The sequence below is a fragment of the Duganella sp. Leaf61 genome, from assembly GCF_001421905.1.
GTDB classification, from domain to species: domain Bacteria; phylum Pseudomonadota; class Gammaproteobacteria; order Burkholderiales; family Burkholderiaceae_D; genus Rugamonas; species Rugamonas zoogloeoides.
The window spans coordinates 258,450-278,483 of the sequence record NZ_LMLM01000023.1 but is presented as its reverse complement, the minus strand read 5'-3'; the positions used below and the strand labels follow the sequence as shown (position 1 = coordinate 278,483).

Below are 20,034 nucleotides of genomic sequence, written 5' to 3'. Positions count from 1 at the left end.
ATGGCCGTCCAGCTGCTTCCCGTGTTCCTGGTCGGCCTGGCCGGCAGCATTCATTGCGTAGGCATGTGTGGCGGCATTGTCGGCGCGTTATCAAGCAGCGCCAGCATGCCTGCCACAGCGCTGACGCGGGTACTGGCCTATAACACCGGCCGCATCGGCAGCTACATGCTGGCCGGCGCCATGGCGGGCGGCTTGGCCGGCGGTGCGCAAAGCCTGGCCGGGTTGGCGGGAATACAGCTGGGCTTTTACTGGCTGGCCAACCTGATGCTGGTCGCCCTGGGCCTGCACCTGATGAACGCCTGGCGCGGCCTGGCGTGGCTCGAACAATGCGGCCGCCTGCTGTGGCAGCGCGCGCAGCCGGCCATCGCGCCGTGGATGAAAACCCTGCTGCCGGTGCAGAAGCCGCAGCAGGCGCTGGCGCTCGGTGCGCTGTGGGGCTGGCTGCCGTGCGGCATGGTGTACAGCGTGCTGCTCACCGCCATGCTCAGTGGCGACGCTTTCGACGGCGCCGCCGTGATGCTGGCCTTTGGCCTCGGCACGTTGCCGATGCTGGTCGGCCTGGGGTTGATTGGCGCACGCGTGCAGCGCGCCATGCGCCGGCCGCTGGTGCGCATCGCCTGCGGCGTGGCGGTGCTGGGATTTGGTTTGCTGGGACTGCTGCGCGCCGGCGGCGGTGATGGCATTACGCCGGAATGGATCACTATCTTATGCCTGACACCCCACTGACACAACGCGCGGCCAGCGCACACGCTGGCTGCTACCACTGCGGCGAACCGGTGCCCTCCTCCGCCAACTGGCCCGTGGATATCGACGGCGTTATCCACACCATGTGCTGCCCGGGCTGCGCAGCGGTGGCGCAAACCATTGTCGATCTGGGACAGGCGTCGTACTACCGCGACCGTTCGTCGTTTGCCGCCAGCGCCGGCAACGCCCACCTGCTGCCGCCCGAGCTGCAACTGTACGACAATGCCGACCCACGCTTCGCCCGCGACGACAACACGCGCGAGACCACGTTCGCGGTCGAAGGCATCCGCTGCGTCGCCTGCGTGTGGCTGATCGAACACCGGCTGGCGCGCCTGCCCGGCGTGGAAGCGGCCCAGCTCAACGTCGCCACCGAGCGCCTGTACGTGCGCTGGCGCCCGGCCGATTGCCGCCCCGGCGACATCCTGGCCGCGCTGCACGCGATCGGCTACACCGCGTATCCGTACGACGCCGGCCGCCACCAGGTGCAGCAGCGCCAGGCCGCGCGCACGCTGGGCCGCCAGCTGTTCGTGGCCGGTCTGGCGATGATGCAGGTGATGATGTACGTGGCGCCGGCATATATGTCCAACGGCGACGGCACGCTCGATCCGGCCATGGCCTCGCTGATGCAGTGGGCCAGCCTGCTGCTCACGATACCTGCAGTCAGCTATTCAGCGCTGCCGTTCTGGCGCGGCGCCCTGGCCAGCCTGCGCGCGCGCACCTTGGGCATGGACGTGCCGGTGGCGCTGGGTATCGCCGCTGCCTTTGGCGCGAGCGTGGTCGCCACCGTGCGCGGCACCGGCGAAGTATGGTTCGATTCGGTCACCATGTTCGTCTTCCTGCTGCTGTGCAGCCGCTGGTACGAGCTGCGCGCGCGGCGCCGCGCCGGGGCCGCGCTCGAACGGCTGCACCACGCGCTGCCTGCATCGGCCACCTTGCTGGCCCAGTATCCCGACAGCCGGGGCACCACGCTGGTGCGCGCAGCCGCGCTGCAAATCGGCGACGTCATCATGATCAAGCCCGGTGAGGCGGTGGCGGCCGACTGCGTGGTGGTCGATGGCAGCACGTCGCTCGACCTGTCGCTGCTGTCGGGCGAAAGCGCGCCCGTGGCAAAAGACACCGGCGCAGCGCTGCCCGGCGGCGCCATCAACGCCGGCGCCGTGGTACTGGCGCGGGTAACGCGGCGGGCCCAGGACAGCACCATGTCAAGCCTGGTAAAGCTGATCGACCGCGCAGGCCGTGACAAGCCGCGCATCGCGCTGTGGGCCGACCGCGTGGCGGCGTGGTTCGTGGCGGGACTGCTGCTGTTTGCCGTCTGCGCGTTCAGCTTCTGGGCCTGGCACGATGGCAACCTGCTGCGCGCCTGGCCGATCGCCATCGCAGTGCTGGTGGTGTCGTGTCCATGCGCGCTGTCGCTGGCTACGCCTACCGCGCTGGCCGCCGCCACCGACCGCCTGCTGCGCGGCGGCGTGCTGGTGACCGGCGCCCAAACCCTCGAAACCCTGCACCGCGCCACCCACATCGTGTTCGACAAGACCGGCACCCTCACCCACGGCCGCCCGGTGCTGCAAGCGACCGTGCCACTGGGCGCGATGCGCGCCGGCTTTTGCCTGCAAGTGGCTGCCGCGCTCGACGCCGGCAGCGCCCACCCGCTGGCACGCGCCATCGTGGCGGCAGCCGTCACGGCCGGCGGCGGGCGGCGCGAGGACTGGCACCCGAGCGCGGTGCGCGAAGTGCCCGGCTGCGGCATCGAGGCCGTGTTGCACAACCGCCTATACCGGCTTGGCAGTGCTGCTTTCGTGGCGGGGATCGCGGGAGCTGCCAGCTCAACCCCAATGACGGCAAGCGCCGAACTTGCGGACATGCCGGAATACGCCGGTCAGCCTGGCACCGGCCTGGCGCCAACCCACCAGGTAGCCGACGGCGCAACCCCGGTGTACCTCGGTGCGGAGGGCCAATGGCTCGCCTGCCTGCAATTGCACGACGGCCTGCGGCCCGACGCCCAGGCCACGGTGGACTACTTCCGCCGCACCGGCAAGACGGTGGTGCTGCTCAGCGGCGACCATGATGTGCTGGCGCGCCGCGTCGGCGACCAGCTCGGTATCGGCACCACCGTGGGCGGCTACCTGCCCGAGGAAAAGCTGGCGTTTGTAAAACAGTTGCAGATGAAGGGTGCGGTGGTGGCGATGGTAGGCGACGGCATCAACGACGCCGCCGTGCTGAGCGCGGCCGATGTCTCGTTTGCGATGGGCGAAGGCGCCGCGCTGGCGCAGGCCCATGCCGACGCGGTGCTGCTGGGCGGCCGGCTTGGCGCCGTGGCCGACAGCGCCCGCGTGGCTGCGCGCACCATGCGCGTGATCCGCCAGAACCTGGCCTGGGCCAGTGTGTACAACGTGACCGCGATTCCGGCGGCAGCGCTGGGGTTACTCAATCCGTGGCTGTCGGGCGTGGGCATGGCCGCCAGTTCGGCGGTAGTGGTGGCCAACGCGCTGCGGCTGCGCCGCATCGGCAAGGAGTCGTGATGGAAGCGCTGCTGCTGTTGATTCCCTTAAGCGTGCTGCTGGTGTTCGTCGCGCTATGGATTTTTTTCCGCGCGTCCGACGACGGCCAGTTCGACGACCTGGTGGGGCCCGGCCTGCGGGTGCTACAGGATGACGACCGGCCGCACCATGCCGCCCCGGAGGATCAGAGCTCTGTTCTAAGTTCGAATAGTTCTGGGAATAGCACCACGTCGAGCATCTTGCGCAAGTAGTTGACGCCATCGGTACCGCCGGTGCCCATCTTGAAGCCGATCACGCGCTGCACCGTGGTGACATGGCGGAAGCGCCACAGCCGGAACGCGGTCTCCAGGTCCACCAGCTTTTCGGCCAGCTCGTACAGCGGCCAGTACTCGCCCGTGTTTTGGTACACGGTGGTCCACGCGGCCTTCACCGAATTGTCGGATTTGACCGGCTGGTCCCACGGCCCCGCCAGGCGCGTGGCATCGACGGCCAGGCCGCTGTTGGCCATCACCATGATGGCCTGGTCGTAGATCGACGGCGCCTCGAGCGCGCGCTTGAGCACCGCGTACGCTTCCGGCTTGTGCTGATGCACTTGCAGGTGGGTGGCGTTCTTGTTCCCGAGCAGGAATTCGATTTCGCGGTACTGGTGCGACTGGAAGCCCGACGACGCGCCCAGGTAGGGGCGGATCGCCGTGTACTCGGGCGGCGTCATGGTGGACAGCACATCCCACGCGTGCACCAGCTGGTTCATGATGGCCGCCACGCGCGCCAGCATTTTCATCGCGGCCGGCAGCTGGCCGGCCGCGATATTGTCGCGCGCGCCATGCAGCTCGTGCAGCATGAGCTTCATCCACAGCTCGCTGGTCTGATGCTGGATGATGAACAGCAGCTCGTTGTGCTCGGGCGAGAGCGGGTGCTGGGCCGACAGGATGGTGTCGAGCGACAGGTAGTCGCCGTAGCTCATGTCTTTTGAAAAATCGAGCTGGGCGCCGTGGTAGTCGGCTGGCTGGCTCGTGGCGGGCGTTGCGGCGCCGTGGGATACCGGACATTTCATGGTGTGCTTTCGTCTGTCGTAGGGATCAGGTTACCGCATCGCGCTTGGCATCGACCTGGTAATCACGGCGGTCGAGGATATCCTTCAATACCATCACCGCACGCCACACGTCTTGGTACGTGGTGTACAGCGGCGTGAAACCGAAGCGCATCACCTGCGGTTCGCGGTAGTCGCCGATCACGCCGCGCGCGATCAGGGCCTGCATCACCGCGTAACCGTGCGGATGCATCACGCTCACCTGGCTGCCACGCTCGGCGTGGGCACGCGGCGTGATCAGCTCCAGCGGATGGTCGGCGCAGTGTTCTTCGAGCAGCGCGATAAACAAGTCGGACAGCGCCAGCGACTTGGCGCGCAGCGCCGCCATCGGCACCTGGTGGAAAATCTCCAGGCCGCATTCCACCAGCGCCAGCGACACCACCGGCTGGGTGCCGCACAGCGCGCGGCCGATGCCGGCCACCGGCGCATACGACGGCTGCATGGCGAACGGCTGGCGATGGGTCCACCAGCCGGTGAGCGGCTGCGAAAACTGTTCATGGTGGCGCTTGGGCACCCAGATGAACGCCGGCGAACCGGGGCCACCGTTCAGGTACTTGTAGGTGCAGCCCACCGCGAAGTCGGCGTTGGCGGCATTCAGTTCCACCGGCACCGCGCCGGCCGAGTGGGCCAGGTCCCAGATCGCCAGCGCACCGGCGGCGTGGATCTGCGCGGTGGTGGCAGCCATGTCGAACATGCGGCCGGTGCGGTAGTTGACGTGGGTGAGCATGACCACCGCCACTTGCGCGCCGGCGTCGCCGCTGAGCGCGGCCGGCAGGTCGGCCGACGAGTCGAGCAGTTTCAGTTCGTAGCCGCGTTCGAGCCAGCCCAGCAGGCCCTCGGCCATGTAGATATCGCTGGGAAAATTGTCGCGCTCGGTGATGATCACGCGCCGACTGGCGCGGACTGGATCGGCCGCCTGCATCTTGATGGCGGCGGCCAGCGCCTTGAACAGGTTGACCGACGTCGAATCGGTGACCACCACCTCGTCCTCGGCAGCGCCCACCAGCGGCGCCAACAGTGAGCCGAGGCGGCGCGGCAGGTCGTACCAGCCGGCCGTGTTCCAGCTAAGGATCAGGTCGTCGCCCCACTCGGCAGCAATCACCTGCTGCGCGCGTTGCAGGGACGCCTTGGGCCGCGCGCCCAGCGAATTGCCGTCGAGGTAAATCACGCCGTCGGGCAGTGCAAACCGGGCGCGCTGGGCGGCCAGCGGGTCGGCGGCGTCGAGCGCCAGGCAATCTTGTTCGGTGGTCATGGGTATCCCGTTGTAGCGATGGAGACGGTATTCTAGAACATCGATAGCCACCAGGCTCGCGCCAGCAGCTGATTGCACTGACAACACACTGTATGATGCGATGCACACTTGATCCACGGTTATCCCTACTCCATCACCTTCATGAACAACGACAACACACTCAAGCGCGGCTTGAGCAACCGGCACATTCAGCTGATCGCCTTGGGCGGCGCCGTCGGCACCGGGCTGTTCCTGGGCGTGGCCCAGACCATCAAGCTGGCCGGCCCGTCGGTCATCCTCGGCTACGCGATTGCCGGCATCATGGCCTTCTTCATCATGCGCCAGTTGAGCGAGATGGTGGTGGACCAGCCGGTGGCCGGGTCCTTCAGCCACTTCGCCAACCGCTATTGGGGTCCGCTCGCCGGCTTTGCCTCCGGCTGGAATTACTGGATCCTGTACGTGCTGGTCAGCATGGCCGAACTGACTGCCGTCGGCATCTACGTGCAGTACTGGTGGCCGGGCGTGCCGATGTGGGCGTCGGCGCTGGGCTTCTTCCTGCTGATTAACGCGGTCAACCTGCTGCACGTCAAACTGTTCGGCGAGATGGAGTTCTGGTTCGCCATCATCAAGGTGGCGGCCATCATCGGCATGATCGCGTTCGGCGGCTACCTGCTGATCAGCGGCAGCGGCGGTCCGCAGGCCAGCATCACCAACCTGTGGGCGCTGGGCGGCTTCTTCCCGCACGGCGTGGGCGGCATGGTGATGGCGATGGCGATCATCATGTTCTCGTTCGGCGGGCTGGAACTGGTCGGTATCACGGCGGCCGAAGCGGAGTCGCCGGAAACCACCATCCCCAAGGCCACCAACCAGGTCGTTTATCGCATCCTGATCTTTTACGTGGGCGCGCTGGCGGTGCTGTTGTCGCTGTACCCGTGGAGCGACGTCCAGCAAGGCGGCAGCCCGTTCGTGCTGATCTTCCAGGCGCTCGACAACGGCTGGGTGGCCTCGGCCCTGAACCTGGTGGTGCTGACGGCCGCGCTGTCGGTGTACAACAGCTGCGTGTACAGCAACAGCCGCATGCTGCTCGGTCTGGCGCTGCAAGGCCATGCGCCGAAGACGCTGGCGCATGTGAATAATCGCGGCATTCCGGTGCATGCACTGGGCGTTTCGGCAGCCGCCACCGCCTTGTGCGTGGTGGTCAACTACGTCATTCCCGGCAAGGCATTCGGCATGTTGATGATGCTGGTGGTGGCGGCACTGATGATCAACTGGGCGATGATCAGCATCACCCACCTCAAATTCAGCCGGAGCAAGGCGCAGGCAGGTGAAACCACGAGTTTCCGCAGCTGGGGCCAGCCATGGACCAACTACCTGTGCCTGGCCTTCATGGCTGGCATCGTCGTGATCATGTACCTCACGCCCGACACCCGCATCGCGGTCTATCTGATGCCGGCCTGGATCGCCGTGCTCGCAATCTGCTATCGCCTCAAACAGAAATAACACCAAAGTTCATCCGGGCAATTTTGATTCACATCAAGGATTTTTGAGTTTCAGACGCTTACCCTTCGGGCTATCAACTTGACATTACCCGGGGAGAGCTTGTGTGGAGCTAGCATCGAATTACAACTACAAGGTCGTGAAGCAATTCGCGATCGCCACCGTGATCTGGGGCATCGTCGGCATGCTGGTGGGGGTGATCATCGCCGCCCAACTGGCATGGCCCGCGCTGAACCTCGACATTCCATGGCTGACCTACGGCCGCCTGCGTCCGCTGCATACCAACGCGGTGATTTTCGCGTTCGGCATCTGCGGCCTGTTCGCCACGTCGTACTACGTGGTGCAGCGCACCTGCCAGGTACGGCTGTTTTCCGATAAATTGGCAGCCTTCACTTTCTGGGGCTGGCAGGCCGTGATCCTGCTGGCAGTGGTCACGCTGCCGATGGGTTATACGCGCGGCAAGGAATACGCCGAACTGGAATGGCCGATCACGATCCTGATCGCGCTGGTGTGGATCGCCTACGCGGTCGTGTTCTTCGGCACGCTCATCACCCGCAAGGTCAAGCATATTTACGTCGCCAACTGGTTCTTCGGCGCCTACATCCTGGCCGTGACCATCTTGCACGTGGTGCAGGGCGCCAGCATGCCGGCCAGCCTGACCAAGTCCTATTCCGCCTACACCGGCGTGCAGGACGCCATGATCCAGTGGTGGTACGGCCATAACGCGGTGGGCTTCATCCTCACCGCCGGCTACCTGGGCATGGTGTATTACTTCATCCCCAAGCAGGCCGAGCGTCCCGTGTACTCGTACCGGCTGTCAATCGTCCACTTCTGGGCGCTGATCTTCACGTACATGTGGGCCGGCCCGCACCACCTGCACTACACGGCGCTGCCCGACTGGACCCAGTCGGTGGGCATGGTGTTTTCGCTGGTGCTGCTGGCGCCGTCGTGGGGCGGCATGATCAACGGCATGATGACGTTATCGGGCGCCTGGCACAAGCTGCGCACCGACCCGATCCTGAAATTCATGATCGTCTCGCTGTCGTTCTACGGCATCGCCACCTTCGAAGGTCCGATGATGTCGATCAAGACCATCAACGCCCTCTCCCACTACACCGACTGGACCGTGGCCCACGTCCATGGCGGTGCGCTCGGCTGGGTCGGCTTCATCACCATGGGTTCGATCTACTACCTGATTCCACGGCTGGTGGGCGAGCAGAAAATGTACAGCGTCAAGCTGATCGACCTGCACTTCTGGGTGGCCACCATCGGCGTGGTGCTGTACATCGCCGCGATGTGGATTGCCGGCGTGATGCAGGGCCTGATGTGGCGGGCGGTCAACCCCGACGGCACCCTCACCTACACCTTTGTCGAAGGCGTGAAAGCGACATATCCGTACTACGCGGTGCGGGTGCTGGGCGGCTTCATGTACTTCAGCGGCATGTGCGTGATGGGCTACAACACCTGGATGACCCTGCGCCGCCGCGCCACCGTCATCGCCCCCATCCCTGCCCTGGCTGCGGCCCATTGACCCCGGAGTGCCCATGAAATTCTCACACGAATGGATCGAAAAAAACCCCTGGCTGCTGATCGCCCTGGTCACCCTGGTGATCAGCGTTGGCGGCGCCGTGGAAATCGTGCCGCTGTTCTTCCAGAAGTCCACCACCGAGCCGGTGGCCGGCCTGAAACCCTACAGCCCGCTGCGGCTGACGGGCCGCGACATCTACGTGCGCGAAGGCTGCTACAACTGCCACTCGCAGATGGTGCGGCCGCTCCGTGCCGAAACCGAGCGCTACGGCCATTATTCGGTCGCTGGCGAGTTCGTCTATGACCGGCCGTTCCAGTGGGGCTCCAAGCGCACCGGGCCCGACCTGGCGCGCGTAGGTGGCCGCTACAGCGACGAATGGCACCGCACCCACCTGGCCAACCCGCGCGACGTGGTGCCGGAATCGAATATGCCCAACTACCCGTGGCTGGCCAAGACCAAACTGGTGCCGCAGGACGTGGTGCCCAAGCTGCGCGCGCTGCAGCGCCTGGGCGACCCGTACACCGATGCCGAGATCGCCGCCGCGCCGGAAGAACTGAAGGACAAGACCGAGGAAGACGCCCTGATCGCCTATCTGCAAGGCCTGGGCACATTAATCAAAGCAAGGAACTGACATGGCTATCGAGAACCTGTTTGACCAGGCCAGCAGCGTGATGACGGTGGTGTCGTTTGTCACGTTCATCGGCATCGTGTGGTGGGCCTACATCCACCACAAGGAAACCGATTTTACCCAGGCCGCACAAGCCCCGTTTGCCGACGAGGAGTTTGACCATGGCTGACTTTACCAGCGGCTTCTGGGACTACTATATCGCCGCCATCACCCTGCTCGGCATCATCGGTTGCGGCATCCTGCTGTGGGCGCAGTCAAAAGCGCGGGTGGGCAAGCGCAGCGACATCAATGTCGATACCACCGGCCATATCTGGGACCAGGATTTGACCGAGCTGAACACGCCGATGCCGCGCTGGTGGATGTGGCTGTTCTACATCACCATCGTCTTCGCGCTGGTGTACCTGGTGCTGTACCCGGGCCTGGGCAGTTATGCAGGCAAACTGGGCTGGAGCTCCACCGGCAACTACCAGACCGAACTGAAACAGGCCGAAGCAGAATATGGTCCGCTGTTCGCCCAGTACCAGCAGCAGGATTTAAAAACGGTAGCGGCCGATCCGAAGGCGCGCGCCATCGGCGAGCGCCTGTTCCTCACCTATTGCGCCCAGTGCCATGGATCCGACGCGCGCGGCAACAAGGGTTTTCCGAACCTGACCGACAAGGACTGGCTGTTCGGCGGCACGCCCGAGATCATCAAGCAGACCATCCTGCACGGGCGTACCGGCGTGATGCCGCCGATGGGTGCGGCCGTGGGCAGCGAGAAGGATATCGAGAACGTCGCCCATTACGTGTTGAGCCTGTCCGGCTCGACGTCCGATCCGATCAAGGCGGTGTTCGGAAAGGCGAAATTCGGCGCCTGCATGGCCTGCCACGGCGCCGACGCCAAGGGCAACCAGGCGCTCGGCGCACCGAACCTGACCGACAAGGTCTGGCTGTTCGGCGGCAGCGCCGACACCATCATGGAAACCATCCGCAACGGCCGCAATGCCACCATGCCGGCGTTTGGCGACTTCCTCGGCGACGCCAAAGTGCACGTGCTGGCTGCCTACATCTGGAGCTTGTCCAATGATGTGACGCAGCCGGCGCCAGCGCCAGCAGCCAAGCCGGAACCGGAACCAGAACCGGGACCAGCAAAATGAGTGCGCCCGAGACACAAGTCATCAAGATGTATGCGGCGCGCGAGGAAATCTACCCGCGCGAAACCTCGGGCCGCTACGCCCGCCTGCGCTGGCTGTTCGTTTGGCTGACGCAGCTGGCGTTTTACGGCACCCCGTGGCTGCTCTGGAACGACCGCCAGGCCTTGCTGTTCGACCTGACCACGCGCAAGTTCTACATCTTCGGCATGGTCTTGTGGCCTCAGGATTTCATTTACCTGGCGGTGCTCCTGATCATCAGCGCGTATTTGCTGTTCCTGGCCACCGCCGTGGCCGGGCGCGTGTGGTGCGGCTTCACCTGCCCGCAAACTGTTTATACCGAAATCTTCCTGTGGATCGAACGCCGCATCGAAGGCAAGCGCAGCGCGCGCATGCTGCTCGACCGCCAGCCCTGGTCCGCCGGCAAGCTCGGTAAAAAAACCGCCAAGCACCTGGCCTGGGGCGCGGTGGCGCTGTGGACCGGCTTTACCTTTGTTGGCTACTTCACGCCGATCCGCGAGCTGATTGTCGAGGTGCAGACCTTCGACTTCGGCCCGTGGGAATGGTTCTGGGTGCTGTTCTACGCCTTTGCCACGTACGGCAATGCCGGCTGGATGCGCGAGCAGGTGTGCAAGTACATGTGTCCGTACGCCCGCTTCCAGAGCTCGATGTTCGACCGCGATACGCTGATCATCACCTACGATGCCAGGCGCGGCGAACCGCGTGGTCCACTGGTGCCACGCCACAAGCAAACAGCCAGTACCGGCGGCGCCTGCATCGACTGCTCGATGTGCGTGCAGGTGTGCCCCACCGGCATCGACATTCGCAACGGCCTGCAATACGAGTGCATCGGCTGCGCCGCGTGCGTGGATGCCTGCAACGGCGTGATGGACAAGATCGATGCGCCGCGCGGCCTGATCCGCTACGCCACCGAACGCGCGCTCGACGAGCATTTAACGCCCACCGAAATCCGCCGCCGCACCTGGCGCCCCCGGGTGCGCATCTACACCGCCGTGCTGTGCCTGATCGTGGCCGGCGCCGGCGCCGCCCTGTACCTGCGCGTGCCACTGAAAATGGACGTGATCCGCGACCGTGGCGCCATGGGCCGCGAGGTGGAAGACGGCATGATCGAAAACGTCTATCGGCTGCAGATCATGAACACGACCGAGCGCGCCCACACGTATCGCATCAGCGTGTCCGGCATCGACACACTGGCCCTGGTCACGCCCGCTACCGTGCACCTGGACGCGACCGAAACGCGCGGCGTACCGATCCGCCTGCGCACCGCGCACGGCGCCGCACACAAGGGCTCGAACAAGATCGAAGTGGCGCTGACATCGGTGGATGATCCGGCGCTGCATGTGAAAGAAACAGCGGTCTTCATTGTGCCGCGCTAGGAGATCACCATGCACCATTTACACAGCACGGTCACGCCGTGGTACAAGCAGCGCTGGCCGTGGTTCCTGATGCTGGGCCCGGCCATCGTGGTGGCCGGCAGCGTGTTTACCGCCTGGCTGGCGTTTTCAACGCCCGACCCGGTGGTGGTTGGCGACTACTACAAGCAGGGCAAGGCCATCAACCAGGACCTGAGCCGCGACCGCGTGGCCAGCGCCATGGGCCTGTCGATGACGATCGGCTACGACGCCAATCGCGGCGCGCTGACGGGCCAGGTGCAACGCGCCAGCGGCGGCGGCATCACCGAGCGCCTGCGGCTGCGTCTCGCGCACGCGACCTTGCCCGACAAGGACATCGAAGCGACCGTGCTACCCGATGCGGCGGGCCGCTTCGAACTGCCACTGGCCATGCTCGAACGCAGCCGCTGGGTGGTGCTGGTGGAAGGCGAAAAACGCGACTGGCGCCTGGCCGGCGCGTGGACGTGGCCGAAGGAGCGCGGGGTAACCTTGGTGGCGGATGTGGCGCCTGTGCAGCAGCAGGCGCCGGCGCAATAGCCGCACAATAGGCGCCGGGGCACAGGCATGCCTCTGGCGCGCTATCAGTTCAACCGCAAGTCTGGGTACCGGCCGTAATCGCCTTGAGCGTTTGCGGCTGCAGCAGTTCGATTTCGCGGTTGCTTACCCGGACCAGTCCTTCTTTCTTGAACTTCGACAGCAGGCGGCTGATGCTTTCGATCGTCAGGCCCAGGTAGTTGCCGATCTCCTCGCGCGACATGCGCAGCTGGAACGCGTTGGGCGAGTAGCCGCGTGCTTCGTAGCGCGACGACAGGTTGACCAGGAAGGCGGCGAAACGCTGGGTGGCCTGCATATTGCCGAGCAAGAGCATCACGCTTTGCTCGCGCGTGATTTCCTGGCTCATCATGCGGTGGAAGTGGCGCAGCAGGGTCGGCATTTCGGCCAGCAGTTGCTGCAGGGTGGCGAACGGAATTTCGCACACTTCGCTGTCTTCCAGCGCCACCGCCGTGCAATGGTGCAGGTCGGTGCTGATGGCGTCCATGCCCAGCAGTTCGCCGGCCATCTGGAAGCCGGTGATCTGCTCCGCGCCTTCGCGGTTGACCTGGTAGGTTTTGAAGTGGCCGAGGCGGATCGCGTACAGGTTCTGGAACGGGTCGCCAATGCGGAACAAGGTATTGCCGCGCGCGACCTTGCGCCGGCGGCCGATGATCTGGTCGAGCCGGTCCATGTCTTCGTTGCCCAGTCCCATGGGCAAACACAGCTGGTGCATGCTGCACGTGGCGCAGCTGGCTTTGAGGATGTCGATTGTGGCGCCGGGCAGCACCAGCGATGGCAGGTCTTTGATCATGACCGCTAGTGTAGACCATGATGCGCCAGGATGGTGCGATGCCGCACTGCCACCATCGGGTATTCCGACGTGCATTTCACTTGCATTGTGCAAGCAAATGACCGGTGAAAATTCCGCCCGTCGCCACTTTCCCGCTGGCGAAGGATACGCTAGACTGGTCCTCGTTATTGCCGATTTCTCAACTTGAGCAGGAGAGATAAAGACCATGAATCTACGCCGCTGCGCCGTGCTGTACCTCGAACCCCGCGAAGAACTGGACATCGACTGGACCGCCTTGTTTGCCGGCACCAGCACCCTGGCGGCCAGCACCCGCTGGCTGGCGCTGGCGCCGCACCTGGACCGCGAGATCGAAGTCGATGCGGCCGACCTGGCAATGCTGGCCGATGTCGGTGCGTCGGTGTGGACCGCGCGCGACCAGGTCGTCGAACGCCATGGCGCGGCAGTCGTGGACCGGCTGCTCGCGCACGGCCTGCTGCTGGCCGAGGATCAGGGGCAGCAGCAAGAGCAGGCCACCGCGCAGGACGCCCTGCGCGAACGCGACGACACCTTGCGCACGCTGCACTGGCGGCCGCTGGCGGCGCTGGCGCACACGTTCTCGCGCTGGCACGACGTACGCAGCGACACCGGCATGGAGGCGCCCAGCTTCGAGGAACTGCTCGAACGCCACGGCAATCCGCCACCGCCGGTGCAGCAGGTGGCCAGCATCGGCGCGGCGGTGCCGCTGCCAGCGCCCGCCGGTTTCCTCGACGAGGTACTGCTGCGCCGCTACACGGGCCGCAACTACGACACCAGCGCCAGCCTGCCGCTGGCGGTGGCGGCGCGCCTGCTGCAACGCACATTCGGCGCCCAGGAACTGCGCCACATCGGCCCGCACGCTAACGTCCTGAAAAAGACCAGCCCGTCGGGCGGCGGCCTGCATCCGGTCGAAGCGTTCGTGCTGGTGCAACGGGTGGACGGCCTGGCGCCGGGCTTGTACCACTACCATCCGCTCGACAACACGCTGGTGCCGCTGCGCGCGACCACGCAGGACGAAGCGGCGGCGCTGGCGCTGCAAATGGTGGCGGACCAGTACTGGCTGGCCGGGGCGGCGATGCAGGTGGTGATGGTGGGACGGGTGGAGCGCTCGTTCTGGAAATACCGCAACCACCAGAAGGCGTACCGCGCAATATCGCTCGATGCCGGCCACCTGTCGCAGACGTTTTATCTGCTGGCCTCGGAAGCGGGCTTGCCGGCGTTTATCACCGCCGCCATCAACGACATCGATATCGAAACCATGCTGGGGCTGGACCATCTGCGCCACGCAGTGATTGCCGTGTGCGGTTGCGGCGTGGCCGCGACCGGCGCGCGCGAGATGGTGGAACTGCGCTACGGTGAAACCGGCCTCGGCCCGGTGGCAGAGTAGCCGGTCAAGAGTTGATCAGGAGGCCAGGCGCGACACCGATACGCCGGACAACATGAACAGCACCATGCCGTTCTCACCGATCTGCTTGCTTGCCAGGGCGGCATGGTCGGCGGCGGCCGCATCCTTGGACGGCAGGCGGCGCGCGGCCGGTACCTTGGCCGGATCGAGCTTGATGCCGAGCGTGTCCAGGGCGCGTACCGGGTCGTTTTGCATGCGGTCGCGGAAGCCATCGTCGGTGGCCAGTTTGGCGAGCATGGTGTTGAGCTGATCGAAATTCTGTTTAAGCATTGTGTACTCCCTCAAGGTGGATAAAAACAATGTGCTGCCCGGCCATCCTACGCCGAACTTAGCGGATTCACAACGTGTTTAACGGTCGCCAGGGTCCGCTGCGCGGGCCGCATCGAGCACTGTCGCCAATGCCGTGTCGAATGCCGCCAGTGCCGGCGCGGCCTGGTCCGGCGCGCTGCGCAGTTGCAGCTCGAGGATGCCGCTGCAGCGGTGCAGCTGGCCCATCGACAGGTTGCCGGCTGCCCCCTTGACCTTGTGGACCAGCAGCGCGGCCTGCTCGGTATTGCCGGCGCCGATGGCAGCGGCCAGTTGCGCCGGCGTGCCAGCGAATTCCTCCACGAATTTCTCCAACAGTACCGTGAGCAGGCGGCGATTGCCGCCCAGCCGCACCAGCGCGGCGCTGGTGTCGATGCCAGCGTCGATGCCGGACTCGCTGGCCAGGCCGGCCGCGCTGCTACCGCCGTCCGCGACGCCGGCTTGCGCCTCTGGCACCGGTCCCGGTCCCGGTTCCGGTTCCGGTTCCGGTTCCGGTTCCGGCAGCGCCGGCGCGGCGCGGCCGATGATCCAGCCGGCCAGCACCTCGAACAATCGTTCCGGTTCGATCGGCTTGGTGATGTAGTCGTTCATGCCCATTGCCAGGCTGTTTTCGCGGAAGCCCGGCACCGCGTGCGCGGTCATCGCGATCACCGGCAATTGCGCGGTCGAATGGCGCGCGCGGATCAGCGCTGTCGCTTCGTAACCGTCCATCTCCGGCATCTGGATATCCATCAGCACCGCGTCGTAGCGGCAGGCTTCGACCATGCGCACCGCCTCCATGCCGGTGGCGGCCAGGTCCACCTGCAGGCCGCCGCCGAGCAGCACTTCGCGCGCGACCTGCTGGTTGATCTGGTTATCGTCCACCACCAGCACGCGGGCGCCGGCCAGGCGCTGCGCCGCCGCCGACAGCATGCGCGGCGACAAAGGCGCCACGGCGGGTTCGTCGGCGGCCAGGCCCAGCGCCTGCGCGATGGTCAGTAGCATGCGCGTGCGGTTGACGGGCTTGGCCAGGCAGTGGCGGATGCCGAGCTGGCCGGCCGCGCGCATGGCCGCCTCGCGCCCGTACTCGGTGGCCATGATCACGATCCCGGGCGCACCCGGCGCGGCCGCCTGGCGCAGGCGCCGCACCGTGTCGACGCCGTGGGCGCCCGGCATGTCCCAGTCCAGCACCACCACGTCCACCGGCTCCGGCGCCAAATAGGCATCCACCGCCGCCGCCGCCGCGTCGGCTGACCCGGCGGTGGTCACCGGCAGGCCGGCGTCGCCCAGCTGCTGGGCGAACATGGTGCGCACCACCGCGCTGTCGTCCACCACCAGCACCCGCGTGCCGGCCAGCAGCGCCAGCAAACCGGGCGCATCGTCGTGCCGCGCTGGCAGGCTGGGCAGGGCGACGCTGAAGTGGAAGCGGCTGCCTTGCCCCGGCGTGCTGTCGACGCCGATCACGCCGCCCATGGCGCGCACCAGCTGCTGCGAGATCGCCAGGCCCAGCCCGGTGCCGCCGTACAGGCGCGTGGTGCTGCTGTCGGCCTGGCTGAAGGCGTGGAACAGGCGCTGCTGCTGCTCGGCGCTGATGCCCACGCCGCTGTCGCTGACGGCGAACCGCAGGCGGTCCCCGTCCGGCCCGGTCTCCCGCCTTACCTGCAGCACGATCTCGCCGCGCGCGGTGAACTTGAGGGCATTGCCCACCAGGTTGATCAATACTTGGCCCAGGCGCAACGGATCGCCGGCCAGGCGGGCCGGCACGTCCGGGTCGGCCCAGGCCACCAGCTCCAGGCCTTTTTCCGCCGCGCGCCACGAAAACAGGTCCATCACCTGGTCGAGCACGTCCGCCAGATCGAACGGCACGCTTTCCAGCGCCAGCTTGCCCGACTCGATCTTGGAAAAATCGAGCACGTCGTCGATGATGCCCAGCAGGTTCTTGCCGGCGCGGTCGATCTTGTGGAAATAATCGCGCGGCTTCGATGGCAGGTCGAGGTGCGCACCGAGCCCGGCAAAGCCGAGGATGGCGTTCATCGGCGTACGGATCTCGTGGCTGATGTTGGCCAGGAAGTCGCTCTTGGCGCGGGTGGACGCTTCGGCATCGGCGCGCGCCTGCTGGATGGCGCGGATCGCATCGGCTTTCTGGAAGGCCGAGATGAACGGCTCCTTGAGCGCCTTGAACATGTCCAGGTCAGCCCCGGCAAAGGCCTGCTGCTGCTCGAACACCAGGTAGCCTTGTACGGCCTCGCCGTTGCAGATGCGTACCGCCAGCACCGTGCCGGCGCCGCTCAGGTACATCTCCGGCATGACCAGCTCGGCGCCTGCGACCAGCAGCGCGTGGGTCTGGTCCAGCGTCATGGCCGCGCAGGGCGGGACCACGCTGGTCTGCCAGCTGGCGTGTACCTTCAATTGCCCGGTGCCCGGCTCGCGGATCAGCGCGCAGGCGCCGCTGACGGCGCCAATCGCGCTCGATTCGAGCAGGATCGCCTGCAGCAGCGCATCAAAATCGAGCTGGTCGTTGATCGACTTGACGATGGCGTGTACGCGCGCCAGGTGGCGGGTGCGGGCATACACCTCCTGCTGCAACTGCAGCTTGGCGTGCTCGAGCTGGCGGATACGCCAGCGGTACAGGCCCCAGCCCAGCAGCAGGATGCCGAGCGCCGCGCCGGAGCGCGCCCACCAGGTCTGGTACCAGGCCGGCAGGAAGCGCAGCGCCATGGTCAGCTCGTGCGGGCTCCAGGCGCCGTCGCGATTGCTGCCGCGCATGTGCAGGCGGTAAGTGCCGGGCGCCACGTTGGCATAGGTGGCGATGCGGTGGCTGGCATCGGCCTCCACCCAGTCCTTGTCGTAGCCCTCGAGGCGAAACGCGTAGCGGTTGCGGGCGCTGGCGGAATAGTCGAGCGAGGCGATTTCGATATTGACATTGCGGGTGCCAGACGGGATTTCCAGGCCGGGACCTTCTGCCGCCAGCAAGGGCGCCGGCGCCACCTGGCGTTTATCGAGCTGGACATTGCTGACCACCAGTTGCGGCTGGTAGTTCCAGCGCTGCACCGGCGTCTGCCGAACCACCACGTAGCCACCGGAGGTGCCGAACACCGGCTCGCCCTGGGCGGTGCTGGCACCGGCGCCGCCGAAATAGGACTGGAACACCAGGCCGTCGGCACGACCGAACAACTCCACGCGCAAGGTCTCGGTGTCGATCACGGCGATGCCGTTGCCGCCCGACGCCCACATGCGGCCGCTGGCGTCGAGGCGCAGCGAACTGGCGATCTTGCCGAACGGGCTGGCGCCCAAGGCGGGCCGCAAGAAGCGCGGCTTGCCGCCGGCAGTCTGGCCGTCGAGGACGGCGATGCCGCCGCTGTTGGTGGCCACCCACAACCGGCCGCGCCGATCGAAGGCCAGCGCGTTGATCAGGCCCTGTGGCAAGCCATCGCTGCGATCCGGTTCCGCCAGGATCTGCTCGGCGCGGCCGGTGGCCGGATCGAAGCGGTTCAGGCCGTTGCGGGTGCCTACCCACAGCATGCCGTCCGGCGCTTCCAGCACGGTGGTCACGCGGCTGTCGGTAAGGGCGCCGGCGGTCGCCGGGCCCTGGCGGTAGGCCTGGACCGTGGCGGCGCGCGGATCGTAGCGCAGCAAGCCACTTGGCGTGCCCAGCCATAAATCGCCGCCGCGCCGCACGATGCTGCCGATGCGCGGCAACGGCTCGTGGTGCGGCAACGGCACCCGCCGCACCCGGCTGCCCTGGCCGCTGGTGTGGTACAGCCCGGCGAGGGTGCCGATCCACGCCTCGTTCGGTTCGGCTTCGGTCATGGCCAGGATCAGGCTGCCGGGCAGGGCGGTGTCCGGCAGCAGCGGGTCGGGCCTCAGGCCGGCGCGGCGGGTGGCGTCCGGCGCGATCAGGTCGATGCCCTGGTCGGCCAGCGCCACCCACAAGCGCCCGCCCTGGTCGGTCATGAAGGCGGAGGCCGAAATCTCCGGCAAGCCGACGCCGTCGAAGATGGTGCTGAAGGTGCGGTTGCGCGGATCGTGGGTATCGACGCCGCGCTCGTTGGCCACCCACACCAGGCCGCTGCGGTCGCGCCACAGCGCCGCCACCCGATTGCTGGCCAGGCTGACCGCCACCGCCGGCCGGTGCGTGATGCGGCGGTGGATGCCGGTGGCATCGAATTCGATCACACCATCGCCATAGGTGCCGGCCCACCACTGGCCGGGCACGGTTTCGGTCAGCGACAGCACCATTGCCTGGCGCCGGCCCTGGTCTGCCAGCGCCAGCATGCGCGCGCCGGCAGTGGCCGCATTGGTGCCGGCAAAACCGACGCCGCTGCGCAGGGTGCCGAACACCACGCCGCCTTGCGGATTCTGGCTCAGCGACAGGACGGCGTCACCCACGCCAGCGATGTCCGCGATCTGTCCGCTGGCCGCGTCGCGCCGTGCCAGGCCGGCGTCCGAGCCGATCCACAATACGCCGTCGCGGTCGAGCAGCAGGGCGCGGACCTGGTTGGCGCGCTGACCACCGGGGGCCGCGTCCGGGCGCCGGTGGTGACGCACCTGGCCGGCGGCGTCCACGTAATCGAGGCCGGCGGCCGTGCCCACCCACAGGCCGCCGTCGTTGTCGCTGGCGATCGCATATACAGCCGGGCTGGACAGCGCACCGGCCGCTACCCGCACGAAACGCTCGCTGTGCTTGTCATACCGGGCCAGGCCGTCGATGCTGGTTCCCACCCACAGCCGGCCTTGTCGATCCACGTGCAGGGTCTGGATGAAGTCGCCAGGCAGCGAATGCGGGTCGTTGGCGTCGAAATAGAAGTTGCGCATCTGGTAGCCATCCCAGCGGCCGAGCCCGGCCTGGGAGCCGAACCAGAGAAAGCCGTCGCCGTCCTGGGCCATGCTCATCACGACCGGGCTGGGGAAATTGCGCTCGGCCGGCGCCAGATGCTCGAACACGACCGGCGCCAGCGCATGCCAGCGATCGGTATCGGGGGCCGCGCGCAGCGGCGCAGAAGCCAGTCCGGCTAACAGGACGGCGGTCGCAAGGGTCAGGACGGTCGGGTTCACCACAAATCAAGGCCAGAGTACTGTGAGTTTCCCCGACGCCAACGTGCCCAGGGTAATGCATCGTAAAGCAAAGCCCGCGCTTGCGCCATTGCAAGTACAGATTGCAAGTCACACGCGATTCAATTGTGTGTCCATCGCAATCCTGTTGCCATTCTTGAACTTTGATAGGAA

16 protein-coding genes are annotated in these 20,034 nt (G+C 66.3%); 11 read left to right on the top strand and 5 right to left on the bottom strand.

The window, feature by feature from the left end:
* From ASF04_RS14250 to ccoS, 3 genes are read left to right on the top strand one after another with little or no spacing between them, the layout of a single operon-like run.
* Positions 1-726, top strand: a complete 726-nt coding sequence (locus ASF04_RS14250; protein WP_056142793.1) for a sulfite exporter TauE/SafE family protein — start codon at positions 1-3, stop codon at positions 724-726.
* Positions 708-3,263, top strand: a complete 2,556-nt coding sequence (locus ASF04_RS14245; RefSeq protein ID WP_056142791.1) for a heavy metal translocating P-type ATPase — start codon at positions 708-710, stop codon at positions 3,261-3,263. The genes ASF04_RS14250 and ASF04_RS14245 overlap by 19 nt, the downstream gene beginning before the upstream one ends.
* Positions 3,263-3,493 carry a cbb3-type cytochrome oxidase assembly protein CcoS gene (ccoS, locus tag ASF04_RS26855; protein WP_082488772.1) on the top strand — a complete coding sequence of 77 codons (231 nt, stop codon included), beginning with the start codon at positions 3,263-3,265 and terminating at the stop codon, positions 3,491-3,493. Before ASF04_RS14245 ends, ccoS begins: the two co-directional genes overlap by 1 nt.
* Here ccoS and kynA read toward each other — a convergent pair.
* Entirely contained in the window at positions 3,427-4,296 is an 870-nt protein-coding gene (kynA, locus tag ASF04_RS14240; RefSeq protein WP_056142790.1) for a tryptophan 2,3-dioxygenase, read from the bottom strand. The two genes, ccoS and kynA, sit on opposite strands and share 67 nt — an antisense overlap.
* 25 nt (positions 4,297-4,321) lie before the next feature.
* Entirely contained in the window at positions 4,322-5,584 is a 1,263-nt protein-coding gene (gene kynU, locus ASF04_RS14235) for a kynureninase (protein ID WP_056142787.1), read from the bottom strand.
* A gap of 141 nt (positions 5,585-5,725) precedes the next feature.
* Here kynU and ASF04_RS14230 point away from each other — a divergent pair, with 141 nt between their 5' ends.
* The 7 genes from ASF04_RS14230 (at position 5,726) to ASF04_RS14200 (ending at position 12,295) form a co-directional block, all read left to right on the top strand.
* Positions 5,726-7,063 (top strand): amino acid permease, encoded by a 1,338-nt coding sequence (locus tag ASF04_RS14230; protein WP_056143200.1) that lies wholly within the window; start codon positions 5,726-5,728, stop codon positions 7,061-7,063.
* Positions 7,064-7,166: 103 nt separating this feature from the next.
* Positions 7,167-8,591 (top strand): cytochrome-c oxidase, cbb3-type subunit I, encoded by a 1,425-nt coding sequence (ccoN, locus tag ASF04_RS14225; protein ID WP_056142784.1) that lies wholly within the window; start codon positions 7,167-7,169, stop codon positions 8,589-8,591.
* A 13-nt stretch (positions 8,592-8,604) separates the two neighbouring features.
* A complete protein-coding gene (gene ccoO, locus ASF04_RS14220; protein ID WP_019924217.1) occupies positions 8,605-9,219 on the top strand; it encodes a cytochrome-c oxidase, cbb3-type subunit II in 615 nt (204 codons plus the stop codon).
* 1 nt (position 9,220) lies between these two features.
* A complete protein-coding gene (locus tag ASF04_RS14215; RefSeq protein ID WP_056142782.1) occupies positions 9,221-9,385 on the top strand; it encodes a CcoQ/FixQ family Cbb3-type cytochrome c oxidase assembly chaperone in 165 nt (54 codons plus the stop codon).
* Complete coding sequence (gene ccoP, locus ASF04_RS14210; RefSeq protein ID WP_056142778.1) at positions 9,378-10,352, top strand: cytochrome-c oxidase, cbb3-type subunit III; 975 nt, start codon at positions 9,378-9,380, stop codon at positions 10,350-10,352. The genes ASF04_RS14215 and ccoP overlap by 8 nt, the downstream gene beginning before the upstream one ends.
* Positions 10,349-11,743, top strand: a complete 1,395-nt coding sequence (ccoG, locus tag ASF04_RS14205; RefSeq protein ID WP_056142775.1) for a cytochrome c oxidase accessory protein CcoG — start codon at positions 10,349-10,351, stop codon at positions 11,741-11,743. The genes ccoP and ccoG overlap by 4 nt, the downstream gene beginning before the upstream one ends.
* Before the next feature lie 9 nt (positions 11,744-11,752).
* A complete protein-coding gene (locus tag ASF04_RS14200) occupies positions 11,753-12,295 on the top strand; it encodes a FixH family protein (RefSeq protein WP_056142773.1) in 543 nt (180 codons plus the stop codon).
* A 49-nt stretch (positions 12,296-12,344) separates the two neighbouring features.
* On the opposite strand, the gene fnr is transcribed toward ASF04_RS14200, so the two are convergent.
* Positions 12,345-13,103 carry a fumarate/nitrate reduction transcriptional regulator Fnr gene (fnr, locus tag ASF04_RS14195; protein WP_056142769.1) on the bottom strand — a complete coding sequence of 253 codons (759 nt, stop codon included), beginning with the start codon at positions 13,101-13,103 and terminating at the stop codon, positions 12,345-12,347.
* 205 nt (positions 13,104-13,308) lie between these two features.
* On the opposite strand from fnr, the gene ASF04_RS14190 reads away from it, so the two are divergent.
* Positions 13,309-14,505 carry a putative peptide maturation dehydrogenase gene (locus ASF04_RS14190; protein ID WP_056142767.1) on the top strand — a complete coding sequence of 399 codons (1,197 nt, stop codon included), beginning with the start codon at positions 13,309-13,311 and terminating at the stop codon, positions 14,503-14,505.
* 15 nt (positions 14,506-14,520) lie between these two features.
* On the opposite strand, the gene ASF04_RS14185 is transcribed toward ASF04_RS14190, so the two are convergent.
* Positions 14,521-14,793, bottom strand: coding sequence for an NHLP-related RiPP peptide (locus ASF04_RS14185; protein WP_056142764.1), 273 nt, complete (start codon positions 14,791-14,793; stop codon positions 14,521-14,523).
* 78 nt (positions 14,794-14,871) lie between these two features.
* The gene (locus ASF04_RS14180; protein ID WP_156368649.1) at positions 14,872-19,863 is read right to left on the bottom strand and encodes a hybrid sensor histidine kinase/response regulator; all 4,992 of its coding nucleotides are present in this window, start codon (positions 19,861-19,863) and stop codon (positions 14,872-14,874) included.
* Positions 19,864-20,034 lie beyond the last annotated feature (171 nt).